The following is a 14,334-nucleotide window of genomic DNA, read 5'->3' as shown; positions in this document are numbered from 1 at the left end:
TAACGGCGGCGCGCTTTCCGACAGCACGGGAATACATATGATCAGCGTATTCGATATCTTTAAAATCGGCATTGGCCCTTCCAGCTCCCATACCGTTGGACCGATGAAAGCGGGCAAACAATTTACAGACGACCTGATTGCACGCGGCCTGCTGGCCGACGTCAGCAAAGTCGTCGTCGACGTCTATGGCTCCCTCTCCCTGACCGGTAAAGGCCACCATACCGATATCGCGATTATCATGGGCCTCGCCGGCAACCTGCCGGATACCGTCGACATCGACGCCATTGCAGGCTTTATTCAGGACGTTAACACTCACGGCCGCCTGATGCTGGCCAACGGTCAGCACGAAGTGGACTTCCCGGTCGATCAGTGCATGAATTTCCATGCCGACAATCTGTCGCTGCATGAAAACGGTATGCGCATCACCGCCCTGGCCGGTGACAAGGTGCTCTACAGCCAGACGTATTACTCCATCGGCGGCGGCTTCATCGTTGATGAAGCGCACTTCGGCCAGACCACCGACGCGCCGGTTGCCGTCCCTTACCCCTATAAAAACGCGGCCGACCTGCAGCGTCACTGCCGTGAAACCGGGCTGTCGCTCTCCGGCCTGATGATGCAGAACGAACTGGCGCTGCACAGTAAAGAAGCGCTGGAGCAACACTTTGCCGCGGTGTGGGAAGTGATGAGCGCCGGTATCGAGCGCGGCATCACCACCGAAGGCGTCCTGCCGGGCAAACTGCGCGTCCCGCGCCGGGCCGCCGCGCTGCGCCGCATGCTGGTGAGCCAGGACACCACCAACAGCGATCCGATGGCGGTGGTGGACTGGATTAATATGTTCGCCCTGGCGGTGAACGAAGAGAACGCCGCCGGCGGCCGGGTCGTTACCGCGCCAACCAACGGCGCCTGCGGTATCGTCCCGGCGGTGCTGGCCTACTACGACAAGTTTATCCGCAAGGTGAACAGCAACTCCCTGGCCCGCTATATGCTGGTCGCCAGCGCGATTGGTTCGCTGTATAAGATGAACGCCTCCATCTCCGGCGCTGAAGTCGGCTGCCAGGGCGAAGTGGGCGTCGCCTGCTCGATGGCGGCAGCCGGTCTGGCAGAACTGCTGGGCGGCAGCCCGGGTCAGGTGTGCATCGCGGCAGAAATCGCCATGGAGCATAACCTCGGCCTGACCTGCGACCCGGTTGCCGGCCAGGTGCAGGTGCCGTGTATCGAACGCAACGCTATCGCCGCCGTGAAAGCGGTCAACGCCGCGCGAATGGCGCTGCGCCGGACCAGCGAGCCGCGCGTCTGCCTCGATAAAGTGATCGAGACCATGTACGAAACCGGTAAAGACATGAACGCCAAGTACCGGGAAACCTCTCGCGGTGGCCTGGCAATGAAGATCGTCTCCTGCGATTAATCCCCAGACCCGGCACGCCTCGGCGTGTCGGGTCATCGTCCTGAATAACTCTTTTTGTTATATCAATAAAATTTTAGTTATTTAATGGTTATAAGCGCTGTTTGTTACCTTACGCAAAACCGCTAAGGAGAACAGACAATGTCCAACCGATTCCGCCCCGCATGGCTGCTGGTCCTCGCCGCCCTCTCTACCTCCGCGCTGGCCAAAGCGCCGGAAACCGTCAACATCGGTTATCAAAAAGCGAATATCTTCGCGCTGCTGAAGTATCGCGGCACGCTGGATGAGAGCCTGAAAAAACAGGGCATTGCCGTACGCTGGGTCGAATTCCCCGCCGGACCGCAAATGCTGGAGGGGCTGAACGTCGGTAGCATCGATCTGGCCGCGACCGGCGATGCGCCTCCGGCCTTTGCCCAAGCGGCGCAAGCCGATCTGGTCTACCTTGCCCACTCCCCCGCTAACCCGAAAACGGAAGCGATTGTGGTGCCTGAACAGTCGGCAATCCACAGCGTGGCCGATCTGAAAGGCAAGCGCGTGGGATTGAACAAGGGGTCTGACGTCAACTACCTGCTGGTTGCCGCACTGGAAAAAGCGGGCCTCAGCTATAAAGACATCACCCCGGTCTATCTGCCGCCGGCGGACGCCCGCGCCGCTTTCCAGCGCGGGGCGATTGATGCGTGGGTGATCTGGGATCCGTTCCTCGCAGAAGTGGAAACCAACGCGAAAGCCCGACAGATCCGCAATGCCGAGGGGCTGGTGCCGCACTACACCTTCTATCTCGCCAGCCGTAAGTTTGCGGATACCTATCCGGAGACGGCAAAGCAGGTGGTCGATGAGCTAGGCAAACTCAGCGCGTGGGCGAACAGCCATCAGGACGAGGCCGCCGGGCTGCTGTCGACCTCAACCGGACTGGATAAAGCCATCTGGCTGAAGACCCTGGCCCGCCTGCCCTACGGTGCCGAACGCATGACGCCGGCGGTGTATAACGAACAGCAGGCGCTGGCGGATACCTTTACGCGCATTGGCCTGCTGCCGGTGAAAGTCGACGTGCGCAGCGCCACCTGGTCGCTGGATAAACCTTGATTTTCCTGACGACGGGAAGCACTGCGCCTCCCGTCGCCGACAGGCTTACCCCGCCGTTTTCTCACCATTGCCTATCTGCCAGATAAAGGTGGGCGCTTCACCGTTCACCAGCCAGTTACCGATATTACGTGCCTTATAAATCACTGGATTATGCGAGGCGACCGTCCGCGCATTGCGCCAGTGGCGATCCAGCGCCAGACGGGTTCGCGTATCCGACGCCCCGAGGGCATTAAACAGCTCCGTCGCCGCCCGTGGGATCCAGTCGCTGGCGATCACCTGCGCCTGCGCCGCTTCCACTTCCGCCAGCTGGTTACGCTGGGCAATCAACGCGTCGTCGTCGCTGGCGTGCACCACATAGGCCTGTTGCAGCGATTCCGCGGCCTGCAGGACCGCGGCCCGGGTCGCCCATGCCCAGCTGCTGATCTGCCCAACGACCTGCAGAACCTGGGCGTCATCGCGCGGCACGGCGGCGTTACCGTGGCTGTACATCCGGGAGCGGTGTTTGACGCCCTGCGCGGCATCCCGCTCAACCGCCAGGCCAATACCCGCGAGGGTCGCCAGCAGCACATGCTGGTAGAAAGCGGTCTGATAGCGAAAGCGCTGGGCAAAATCATAAACATGTTCGGTTTCAACCCTGGCGCCGGTAAAGCGGGTGGTTCCGCTGCCGGTCAACCGCTGGCCAAAGCCATCCCAGTCATCTTCCCGCGCCACGCCGGTCTGCTGGGTACTGACCAGGGCAATCACGTCGCCGGCGGTATCACTGCGCCGGGCAAACACATCGATCCAGTCGGCGTATAACGCGCCGGTGCTGTAAAACTTCTCGCCGTCGAGTCGCCAGCCGCCCTCTGTCGGCGTCACCCTGGTGTTCACCTCTCCCAGCTTCACCGCGCCGATCTCGGTCCAGCCGCTGCCCACCAGCTCACCGTCGAGGAAGCGACGAAACCAGCGGTCGCGCCCGGCGGAATCCGGCTGATTCAGTTGATCTTCCACAAAGGCAAAGTGCGCGCGCAGGGCCTGCGGCAGGTTAGAGTCCGCTTGCGCCAGCTCGATCAGTAGCGCGCTGAGCTGCGGCAGCGAAGCGCCCCAGCCGCCCTTCTCGCGCGGGATACGCAGCGTGCCGAAGCCCGCTTCCTTCAGCCAGCGGATCGGCTCATCGGGCAGAGTGCGCTGCTGTTCGCGCTCCGCGGCGCCCTGGGCGATACGGGTGAATATCGGGCGGAAGGTGGCCGCCAGTGCGTCATAATCGGTGCCTGTGGAGAGCAAGGTCATTGTCAGTTCCTTATTCATGGATTGCGTCGATATCTTCTCGCGTCGGTTCATGACGGACCGCCAGCAGGAAGAAAATGGGAATAATGGCGGCAAGCGAGACCACCCAGAACATCTGCGTGCCGAGCGAGGCCTGCAGCAGCGGCAGAATAAACAGCGCCAGCGCGCTGCCGATCCCGGAGAGCGCCCGGCTGAAACCGACCCCGGTGGCGCGAATGGCAGTAGGATAGGAGAGCGCCGGGTAGATCATCAGCTGCGCACCCGGGCCAAACCCTTCGGCGAACAGCCACAGCCCCAGCATCGCGATGGCCAGCACGATGCCTGCCGTCGCGTGCGGTTGCCCCACCAGCGCCAGCACAATCAGCGCCACAAACTGCAGGGCGAAGCCGGCTATCGCCACATGACGCGAAGGATATTTCCACGCCAGATGCATACCGAGCAGCCCGCCGGTAAAAGCAAACAGGGCGTTCAGCCCCAGCGATGCCGAAATAGTTTCGAAGACGCCAGCCCCGAGGAACTGGGCAAGAATTGACGGCAGGAAAAAGGCAATCGCCGTGTACTCGAAGGAGATACAGATATTCATCACCCCGGCGACGATAGTCCGCTCACGGTAGGGTTTTTCGAACAGCACGCGGAAGCTCACTTTCGGCGCTGGCGCGGGCTTCGCCGCCGGGACCTCATGGGCATGGATCCCCCAGGAATCGCGTAAAATACGCACCGCAGAGGTCAGATCGCCCTGGTTCGCCGCCCACAGCGGGGATTCGTTCATAAACCGACTGCGGACGGCAATAATCAACAGTGCCGGCACGGCGCCGAACAGCAGGGAGGCGCGCCACAGCCAGTCAAGATGCTCCTGCGGCAGCAGGAAATAGAGGCCGAAGATAATGAGAAAGCAGACGGTTGAGGCGGCGTACCACATCGGGCACCACGCCGCGAGGCGAGCCGCTTTGTTGCCTTTGCCGGCAAAGCGGGAAAACTCAGCCAGATAGGACATCGCCACCGGCAGGTCGATGCCGACGCCGATGCCCATCAGGAAGCGGGCGCCAATCAACACCCAGACGTTCGGCGCCAGCCCGGCGGCGATAGCCGAAATCACGAAAAAGAACATATCGGCCATAAAGACCGAATAGCGACCATATTTATCGGTCAGCCAGCCGCCGATAATATTGCCGACGATGGTCCCGACCATAATGGAAGAGGTCACCAGGCCGGTCAGCAGCGGTGAGAGCTGGAATTCACGCACAACGTCATCAATACCGTAGGAGAGCGTGGTTAAGTCATACGCGTCGAGAAAGACGCCCCCCAGCGCGAGGAAGACAATCATCCGCGCATATTTCGCTTGTTCCTTGCCGGAATTAATTAGCCGCGCCACATCCCCGACGCTACTGACCGGTACCGAAGCGATACCGGGATTATCCACTGGAAATGTACTCATTTTTTCACCTTATTATTTTGTGCAGGTCATTAGCGGTTATAGACCGCGCGCGGCGAGAATCAAAACAACAAATCATTATATAAAAATCAATATAATCAATAAGTTAATAAATATTACCAGCACAAAAAGGACGCGCTTTCGCGCATCCTCAAGGGAAATAAATAACAACGAAAATAGACGTCGTGCAGGATGCTTATTCCGCGGACACCGGAACTAATACGTCTTTTACCAGCGGGTCATCGGTGGTTTTTAACCACGTCTGGATCCGTGGGTCAGAAAAAGCCTGTTTTAATTTGACGATATTTTCCTGCGATAAATACGGCGTACCAATCACTAATTGCGAAGCAAAGGTGCGCGGCGCCGGCGGGAATAATATGCCTTTCTCCCGCGGGACTTTCCCGGCGTCAAATTGCGAGACATAGCCGATGGCGGCATCCACCGAATTTAACGCCCGCGGCATGGTCAGCAGATCCAGCTCTTTAAAGACAAACTGATGCGGGTTACCGACAATATTTTTCAGCTTCGCCGTGCGCGGCTCCACCGCCGGGTCGAGCGAGATCAACCCAATGCGCTGGAGCAGCCACAGAGCCTGCCCCTGATTGGCGCCATCGTCAGGCACGACGATGGTCGCGCCGTTGGGTAACGCCTGTACCGACGAGTAGCGGTCGGAATAGATGCCGAACGCCCACTGGAACACCGGCACCGTGGTCGACAGCGCAAAGCCGTTAGCGTCCACCACCTGTTTAAGCCACCACTGATGCTGATAGATCGTCCCGGCATACTGTCCTTCCGCTACCGCGCGGTCAGCCTGGACCGGATCCTGCACTCCCACCGCCTCCAGTTTCAGACCGTAATCGGGCGCAATATGCTGATTAATATACTCAATGATCCGCTGCTCTCCAGCCATCGCCGGCTCGTAGTGAATTTTTAACGTGCTGCCGAAGACCACCTGCTGGCTTTGGGAATGTCCCCGCCACCACCAGAAGGCGATGGCGAGCAGGATAATCACCGCCAGCGCCGCCAGCCAGGGCCAGCGCCGCGCTTTACGTAACTCAAATTGCTCTGTTGTCATACAAGGTTCCCCTGCGTGTGGCGTAAACGGTTGACCAGACGGTCACCCAAAAATTGAATCAACTGGATCGTGGCGATCAGGGCAACGATCGTCGCGATCATGATGTGGTTGTCGAAGCGCTGATAGCCGTACACCACGGCCAGGTAGCCGATGCCGCCAGCGCCGATGGTCCCGGCGATAGCCGAATACTCAATCATCGAGACCAGGTTTAGCGTCACCGCCGCCACCAGCGCGGGCAAGGCTTCACTGAGCTGCGCGCTGGCAATGATTTGCCAGCGCGACCCGCCGCAGACGACGCCTACTGCGGTGACCTCCGCCGGCAACTCGCGCAGCGCGTTCTCCACCAGACGGCCAAAGAACGGGACGCCGGCGGCGATCATCGGCACCACCGCGGCGGGGATGCCAATCGTGGTGCCGGTCAGCCAGTATGTGAACGGGATAATGGCGGCCATCAGCACCAGAAATGGCAGCGAACGTCCCATATTGACCACCCAGTTCAGCAGCCGGTACAGCAGCGCGTGCGGAAATAACCCCCGCGGCGAGGCGTTAAACAACACCACCCCCACCAGCCCTCCCAGCGTGACGACAAACAGCATCACAATGGCCACCATCAGCCAGGTTTCGCCATAAGCGGGGAGCAGCAGCGAAGGAATTTCGCCCCAGGGGGTATCCTGGCTGATGACTGTCGGTTTCATACCGCCTCCCTGAGCAATGGCGCGCTGTCGAGGATCTCCGCCGTAATGCCGAGCTGCGCCAGCAGGCCCTGCAGTCGCGCGGGCGACAGGCGTTCGCCCTGAAAGCGCACTCCGGCCTGCAGGCGACCGGCCAGCCGACCATTGATCACCTCGACGTGACCGCCAAGGAGATCGATCTGCAGCGCCCACTGCTGGCTCAGGCGGCTGATCCAGTCGGTGGCCACCGGCACATCCCAGCGGTAACTCAGACGCAACAGCAGATCGCTGTGGGCCGCTGCCGCCGGCGTCAGCGGCAACAGCTGCTGGCCGAGCAGAGAATCGGGACGCGCCAGCAGATCTTCGATCCGCCCGTACTGGACGATCGTCCCGTCGCGGATCTCCGCCACCGCATCCGCCGCCGTGCGCACCGCGTCCATTTCATGGGTGATCAGGACGATCGCCAGCTGGTACTCGTCACGCAGCCGCTTGAGCAAAGCCAGCACCGAGGCCGTGGCCTGAGGATCGAGGCCGGAGGTGGCTTCATCCGCCAGCAGAACGGACGGGCGCAGCGCCAGCGCGCGGGCAATGCCGATCCGCTGGCGCTGGCCGCCTGAGAGCTGGGCCGGCCAGGCATCCGCTTTGTGGCTCAGACCGACGCTCTCCAGCAGCTCGCCAACCCGCGCCTTGATATCGCGCTCCACCACACCCAGCCACGCCAGCGGCAGGGCGACATTCTCCCAGGCGGTCCTGCGGCTCAGCAGCGCCGAAGACTGGAAAACGGTGCCAATCGCCCGCCGCTCCCGGCGCAGCGCCTCGCCGGACAGCGCCGACAGATCCTGGCCATTGATACGAATGCTGCCGCTGTCCGGTTGCTCCAGCAGGCTGATGCAGCGCGCCAGGGTTGATTTACCGGCGCCGCTCGGCCCCACCACCGCGGTGATGGAGCGCTCAGGTACCTGCAGCGACAGCCCTTTCAGCACCGCGCTGAGCCGACCATCCGCCGTGCGATAACTTTTATGCAGGTCATCGATAGCGATCATGTCACCTTCTCCTCTACCGATGCCGCCGTGCGCGCATCGCGGCGGTAGCTGGCGCCCGGGTGAGGCGCGGCCAGACGCGGGCCGGCGCCGAACAGTTTTTCGCGCAGGGTCCCCTCGCGGTACTCCTGCTTAAAGACGCCGCGCTTTTGCAGCTCAGGCACCAGCAGCTCGACGACGTCGCGGAAGGTTTCGTGAGTGACGGCATAGGCGAGGTTAAAGCCATCGACGTCCGTCTCTTCGACCCAGGACTGCAGTTCGTCCGCCACGGTTTGCGCGCTGCCGACCACCAGCGGACCGAAGCCGCCGATCCCCGCCCAATCGGCCAGAGCCTGCACCGTCCACTGGCGGTTCGGATCAGCGGTCGAAAAGGCCTCCACCGCCGACTGAATGGCGTTGGTGTGCAGATACTTCAGCACCTGATCCGGCTGATACTGGCCGAAATCGATCCCCGTCCAGCCGGAGAGCAGCGCCAGCGCGCCTTCATAGCTGACGTACTGCTTATATTCCTGCCACTTCGCCTGCGCCTCGCGGTCGGTGTCGCCGACAATCACCGTCTGCAGGTTGAAGATCAGGATGCTGTGCGGATCGCGCCCCGCCTCAGCCGCCCGGCGGCGAATATCCGCCACCGTCTTCTTCAGCAGCACCTTCGACGGCGCAGCGACGAAGACGCATTCGGCATGGCCGGCGGCGAACTGTTTGCCGCGGCTGGACGCCCCCGCCTGATACAGCACCGGCGTGCGCTGCGGGGATGGCTCGCAGAGGTGGATCCCCGGCACGGAAAAGAACTGTCCCTGATGGTTAATGGGATGGATTTTCCGCGGATCGCTGAAGATCTTACGCTCTCTGTCGCGCAGCACCGCCCCGTCCTCCCAGCTTCCCTCCAGCAGTTTGTAGATCACCTGCAAATACTCATCGGCATAGTCATAGCGGGTGTCATGGTCGGTCTGGGTTTGCTGGCCGATATTGCGCGCCCCGCTCTCCAGATAGGAGGTGACGATATTCCAGCCCACCCGCCCTTTGGTCAGATGGTCGAGCGTCGACAGACGACGAGCGAAAGGGTAAGGGTGCTCAAACGACAACGAGGCGGTCAGGCCGAAGCCCAGATGCTCCGTCACCAGCGCCATCGGGGTGATCAGAGCCAGCGGATCGTTGACCGGGACCTGCGTCGCCTGGCGGATCGCCGCGTCGCCGCTGCCGTCCAGCACGTCATAGATCCCCAGCACGTCGGCGATAAACAGCCCGTCGAACTTGCCGCGCTCCAGCAGCCGCGCCAGATCCACCCAGTACTCCAGATCTTTATACTGCCAGGAGCGATCCCGGGGATGCGCCCACAGGCCCGGCGACTGATGGCCGACGCAGTTCATATCGAAAGCGTTAAGACGAATTTCACGTTGTGATGACATAGCAATCTCCATAGCGCGGCCCGTCGCCAGGGCGCACGCATCAAAATGAATCAGGGAAAATAAAGGGAGGTATTCAGTACGCAGGACATCGGGAGTCCTGCGGGATCCCGAGCGTGAGTAACGCTTGCGCCGCCACGTCAGCGGCATGGTCGGCTACCTGCGGCAGGCCCATCAGTTCGCCAAAACGCCCGCGGGCGGCCGGACCGGCCACCAGCACTGGCAGCGCCTCAACGTGCGGCTCAGCCACTGCCCGGGAACGGCTGTCTACCTCCAGGCCCATGCCGAGGGCATCGGCGCGAATCAGGCCGCGGCGGGCGAGGTCCTGTAAAAATGGCTGGCTGTCGGTCAGGGCGCGGTGTGCGGGTCCGGTGGTCAGGATCAGGTGATCGACGCTCAGCGTCTGCACGCCGCCGCCGCGCCGTGACAGCGTCAGACGTAACGTCTCGCCTTCACCGCTCATCGACAGTAGCCTGGCCGCCTGCACCTGCAGACTGCCCGTGTGCTGGCGCGCCTCCAGTACCTCGGCGACCTGCGGCGCCACGCGGTAGCGGTGGACATCCCAGTAATGGCGCAGATGGCGCAGAAAACGCTGGCGATCGGCGACGCTGAGCGCCTGCCAGATCCGCTGCCCCTGCTGACGAACCGCATCCAGCACCACCTGCCAGCTCAGGCCCTGCTGCGCCGCATAGGCGACGTCGAGGCGGATCTGGCGCAGGCGCTGACGCAGGCTGCCCTGCTGATAGTCGCCAGGCCAGGTTGCCCCCCCGCCGCTAAGGTTGCCGCGCGACAGCAGGCCATGGCGCGAAAAGGCGACGATACTGCCGCGGTGGCCCAGCCGGTCCAGCGTCGCCACCGTATCGGCCATGGTTAATCCGGTGCCCATCACCGCCACCCGGGCGTGCGGGGCGATGGCATCGAGCGCGCCGGGCTGCCACGGGTTGGCAATCAGCGCCGGATGATGACGCCAGGCTTCGACCTGCGGCGGCAGCGAAGGCGGTGGATGACTGATCGCCAGCACCAGCAGATCGGCCTTAAGCTGCAGGCCGCCGTCGGTGGTCACCGTCCCCTGATGAAAAGCGAGCGCCCGGTCGCGCAGGTGGCGAAGCCGTCCGCCGCTGGCTACCGCGGCGTCGGCAAAACGCTGTGCCACATAGCGACCAAACTGGCCGCGCTGAGGGTAGACAGAACCGTCCGGGCGCAGCGCCTGCACATCGACGGCAAAGGCAGGCTGATGGCGGTACCAATGATCGAAGGCACCCTCTTCGTCGCCGGCCAGCTGCATGCGAGCGGCCGGGACGTTAATCCGGTGCGTCGGCTCCGCAGTGGAGTAGGCCACCCCGGCCCCGGGGGACTGGCGCGGCTCCAGCAGCGTCACGCGCACCCCGTTCGGCGCCAGGCGCAGCAGCTCAATCGCCACCGCCGCGCCGCTAAAGCCGCCGCCGATAATCACGATATGCGGTTCTGCGCTCATCGCTGCCCTCCTCCGGTATGCTGTCTCATGGTCGCGCTCCGGGCCATTAGCTGGCGCTGACCTGGCGCACCGGGCGCTTATCGCCGCCGATGGTTTCGCCAAACGGACCGGTGTTCACGCTACGCGCCTTCGACGAGGCCGCGTTTTCCAGCGGCAACAGAGGCATCACCAGCTCAGCAAAGCGGTGCGCTTCTTCCAGATGCGGGTAGCCGGAAAAGATAAAGTTACTGATGCCGAGCGCCTGATATTCGCGGATGCGTTCCGCCACCTGCTGTGGATTACCCACCAGCGCGGTACCCGCGCCACCGCGCACCAGCCCGACGCCGGCCCACAAATTGGGCGCAATGCGCAAATTATCGCGCGATCCCTGATGCAGGGCGCTCATCCGCGCCTGGCCGGCCGAGTCCATGCGGGCGAAGATCTTTTGCGCCTGGGCGATGGTATCGTCGTCAAGATGGGCGATCAGCCGGTCGGCGGCGGCCCATGCCTCTTCTTCCGTTTCGCGCACAATGACGTGCAGACGAATGCCATACTGCAGGGTGCGTCCGCGGGCCGCGGCGCGCTCGCGCACCACCGCCAGCTTCTCCGCCACCAGTTCCGGGGGTTCACCCCACGTCAGATAGCTGTCGATCTGCTCGGCCGCCACATCAATGGCCGCATCAGAAGAGCCGCCGAAATAGAGCGGCGGGCCATTCTCCTGCACCGGCGGGAACAGCACTTCAGCGCCTTCCACGTGAATATGCTCGCCGTGATAATCCACTTTTTCCCCGCGCAGCAGGCGAGTGTAAACATCAAGAAATTCGCGGGTCACCTGATAGCGCTCGCTGTGGCTGAGGAAGATACCGTCGCCTTTGTTTTCCACCGGGTCGCCGCCGGTGACGACGTTGATCAGCAGCCGACCTTCCGATAAACGGTCGAGAGTGGCCGCCATCCGCGCCGCCAGGGTTGGCGGCTGCAGGCCCGGCCTGACCGCCACCAGATAGCGCAGACGGCGGGTCAACGGCGCCAGCGCCGAGGCCACCAGCCACGAATCTTCACAGCTTTTACCGGTGGGGATCAGCACGCCGTAGTAGCCCAGGCTGTCGGCCGCCAGCGCCACCTGCTGCAGATAAGGTAAATCGACCGGGCGTCCACCCTCGGTGGTACCCAGATAGCGGCCATCGCCATGAGTAGGTAAGAACCAGAAGACATTGATCTTGTCGGGAGTTTGCTGCGTCATTATCTATTTCCTATATAACCATATCCGATATTTATCGAAGAGATGTTTTAATTTGGTTATATGAGTGTTAGCGATAATCATGCCAATGGTGAATGAAAAATTAATCTTTTAAAATCAATGCACTGAAAACAGCTTCGCCGCGCCACACTGTTGCAAATCACGCAGCCGCCGCGCATCCGCTGGCGCATTTGCAACAGCCGCTGGCCTTCCCCCTCTGGTTTCCGCTGCCGCCGCAGGATAAGTTCAGAGCGTCAATGATCGGAGGCCCGCTATGCTGAACCCAGAATCCCCTTCCACCGCTCCTGCGCTGATCGACCCGGCGTCGAAGGCTTTCCAGAGCCTGCTGGACAAGCTCGCGCCAACGGAGGCGACCGTGCTGATCGTGGGCGAAACCGGCACCGGCAAGGAGGTGGTGGCGCGCTATCTCCATCATCACAGCGCCCGTCGCCAGCAACCGTTTCTGGCGGTCAACTGCGGCGCGCTGACCGAGAGCCTCGCCGAAGCCGAGCTGTTCGGCCATGAGAAAGGCGCCTTCACCGGCGCACAGCAGGGGCAGCCCGGCTGGTTTGAAGCCGCGGAAGGGGGGACGCTGCTGCTGGACGAGATCGGCGAATTAAGCTTGCCGCTGCAGGTCAAGCTGCTGCGGGTGCTGCAGGAGCGTGAAATTACCCGCGTCGGCTCACGCAAAGCGATTAAAGTGAATGTCCGGGTGATTGCCGCCACCCACGTTGACCTGGCCCAGGCGATCCGTGAGCGCCGCTTTCGCGAGGATCTCTACTATCGGCTGAATATCGCGGTGGTGCCGCTGCCGCCGCTGCGCCAGCGTCGGCAGGATATCCCGCTGCTAGCGCACCACTTTTTATCACTCTACGCCCGGCGCCTCGGGCGGCCAACCCTGCGTCTGGCGCCGGAATCACTGGCCCGGCTGATGGACTATTCGTGGCCGGGCAATATTCGCGAGCTGGAAAACACCCTGCATAACGCAGTACTGCTCAGTAAAGAAGAGGAGATCAGTCCTGCCCAGCTGCGCCTGGCGACGCTCAACGACGCCCCGTCGCCAGCGAACGACCATGAACTGGATGACTTTATTCGCCACCAGCTGGCGCTTCCCGGCGAGCCGCTGTGGCAGCGAGTCACCAGCGCCCTGATTCGCCACGCCATGGTGCATTGCGATGATAACCAGAGCCAGGCGGCCGCGCTGTTGGGGATCAGTCGGCATACCTTGCGCACCCAGCTTGCCAACCTCGGGCTGATCAAAAGCCGCCGCCGCCCGCCTGCGCCGCCGCGGGCGTTCGCCAGCGAGGTCGGGGCCGATCGCGAACTGCGCATTGGCTACCAGCGCTTCGGCAGCCTTGGGATCCTGAAAGCCCGCCAGAGTCTGGAAACCGCCTTCGCCAGCCTCGGCGTCAACGTGCTGTGGAGTGAGTTTCCTGCCGGACCGCAGCTCCTCCACGCCCTCGCCTGCAACGAGATCGACTTCGGCACCACCGGGGAAGCGCCGCCGGTGTTTGCCCAGGCCAGCAATAGCGAACTGATGTACGTCGCATGGGAGCCGCCGGCGCCGCGCAGCGTGGCGATGGTCGTCCCGCAGGAGAGCGACATTCGCCAGCTCAGCGATCTGCGCGGCAAACGCATCGCCCTCAATAAGGGGTCGAATGTCCACTGGCTGCTGCTGCAGATCCTCGAAGACGCCGGGCTGGGGCTGAACGACGTGCGGGTGGTCTATACCCCGCCGAAATACCCGCTGACCGCCAGCGACTACCTGGCGGTTGACGCCTGGATGATGTGGGACCCGCTGCTCAGCGACGCCGAGCACACCGGCGAGCTGCGGGTGGTCGCCAGCGGCGAAGGACGGGTCAACAACCATCAGTTTTATCTTTCGCGACGGGACTACCTCGCTCAGCATGGCGATATCATGCGCCGTCTGCTGACGGAGCTGACCCACACCGGGCAGTTTATCGACTCACATCGTGGCGAAGCGGCCCGCTTACTCTCGGCAGAGCTGGGGATTGACGCCCGGTCACTGAGCATGGCTCTCGCCCGCCGCAGCCATCGCCCAAGGCCGATGGATCTGTCAGTGATCCGCGCCCAGCAGACTATTGCCGATCGCTTTTACGCCCTTGGGCTTATCGCCAAACCGGTTTCGGTGCGCGAAGCGGTGTGGTACGGCGAACCCGCGCCCGGTATCGTCAGTCCGATGATGGCGGTCAGTTAGCGAAATTTGCGCGTTATCTTCCTGATTGTTCAGGCGCAGATAGCCTCGATCCGA

At 62.4% G+C, this 14,334-nt stretch carries 12 protein-coding genes; 3 read left to right on the top strand and 9 right to left on the bottom strand.

Annotated features, from left to right (window positions below; genetic code table 11):
• Nucleotides 1-37: 37 nt before the first annotated feature.
• Complete coding sequence (locus CWM61_RS12755) at nt 38-1,405, top strand: L-serine ammonia-lyase (RefSeq protein WP_074387728.1); 1,368 nt, start codon at nt 38-40, stop codon at nt 1,403-1,405.
• Between the two features lie 138 nt (nt 1,406-1,543).
• On the top strand, nt 1,544-2,485 hold the full coding sequence (locus CWM61_RS12750) for an aliphatic sulfonate ABC transporter substrate-binding protein (protein WP_002915261.1): 942 nt from the start codon (nt 1,544-1,546) through the stop codon (nt 2,483-2,485).
• 45 nt (nt 2,486-2,530) lie between these two features.
• Here the strand turns inward: CWM61_RS12750 and CWM61_RS12745 are convergent, their stop codons facing one another.
• The 9 genes from CWM61_RS12745 to CWM61_RS29215 all read right to left on the bottom strand — a co-directional run bounded on the left by CWM61_RS12745 (nt 2,531) and on the right by CWM61_RS29215 (nt 12,259).
• Nucleotides 2,531-3,754, bottom strand: coding sequence for an acyl-CoA dehydrogenase family protein (locus CWM61_RS12745; protein ID WP_100631339.1), 1,224 nt, complete (start codon nt 3,752-3,754; stop codon nt 2,531-2,533).
• Nucleotides 3,755-3,764: 10 nt separating this feature from the next.
• Nucleotides 3,765-5,186, bottom strand: a complete 1,422-nt coding sequence (locus tag CWM61_RS12740; RefSeq protein WP_074387726.1) for an MFS transporter — start codon at nt 5,184-5,186, stop codon at nt 3,765-3,767.
• A 193-nt stretch (nt 5,187-5,379) separates the two neighbouring features.
• Nucleotides 5,380-6,258, bottom strand: a complete 879-nt coding sequence (locus tag CWM61_RS12730; protein ID WP_074387725.1) for a MetQ/NlpA family ABC transporter substrate-binding protein — start codon at nt 6,256-6,258, stop codon at nt 5,380-5,382.
• Nucleotides 6,255-6,953, bottom strand: coding sequence for a methionine ABC transporter permease (locus tag CWM61_RS12725; protein ID WP_008806263.1), 699 nt, complete (start codon nt 6,951-6,953; stop codon nt 6,255-6,257). Before CWM61_RS12725 ends, CWM61_RS12730 begins: the two co-directional genes overlap by 4 nt.
• Complete coding sequence (locus CWM61_RS12720; protein WP_032733728.1) at nt 6,950-7,972, bottom strand: methionine ABC transporter ATP-binding protein; 1,023 nt, start codon at nt 7,970-7,972, stop codon at nt 6,950-6,952. The genes CWM61_RS12725 and CWM61_RS12720 overlap by 4 nt, the downstream gene beginning before the upstream one ends.
• Entirely contained in the window at nt 7,969-9,375 is a 1,407-nt protein-coding gene (locus tag CWM61_RS12715) for an LLM class flavin-dependent oxidoreductase (RefSeq protein WP_070612707.1), read from the bottom strand. The genes CWM61_RS12720 and CWM61_RS12715 overlap by 4 nt, the downstream gene beginning before the upstream one ends.
• Before the next feature lie 73 nt (nt 9,376-9,448).
• Complete coding sequence (locus tag CWM61_RS12710) at nt 9,449-10,846, bottom strand: FAD/NAD(P)-binding protein (protein WP_100631338.1); 1,398 nt, start codon at nt 10,844-10,846, stop codon at nt 9,449-9,451.
• 46 nt (nt 10,847-10,892) lie between these two features.
• Complete coding sequence (ssuD, locus tag CWM61_RS12705) at nt 10,893-12,065, bottom strand: FMNH2-dependent alkanesulfonate monooxygenase (RefSeq protein WP_100631337.1); 1,173 nt, start codon at nt 12,063-12,065, stop codon at nt 10,893-10,895.
• Between the two features lie 77 nt (nt 12,066-12,142).
• On the bottom strand, nt 12,143-12,259 hold the full coding sequence (locus tag CWM61_RS29215; protein ID WP_165785268.1) for a hypothetical protein: 117 nt from the start codon (nt 12,257-12,259) through the stop codon (nt 12,143-12,145).
• A 77-nt stretch (nt 12,260-12,336) separates the two neighbouring features.
• Between CWM61_RS29215 and CWM61_RS12700 the strand changes: the two genes are divergently transcribed.
• Entirely contained in the window at nt 12,337-14,280 is a 1,944-nt protein-coding gene (locus CWM61_RS12700; protein WP_074387722.1) for a sigma-54-dependent Fis family transcriptional regulator, read from the top strand.
• The last annotated feature ends 54 nt before the right edge of the window (nt 14,281-14,334 follow it).

Origin of the sequence: Klebsiella sp. K-Nf6 (assembly GCF_002806655.1) — a bacterium.
GTDB lineage: Bacteria > Pseudomonadota > Gammaproteobacteria > Enterobacterales > Enterobacteriaceae > Klebsiella > Klebsiella variicola.
This window is presented reverse-complemented; position numbering and strand designations above follow the sequence as displayed.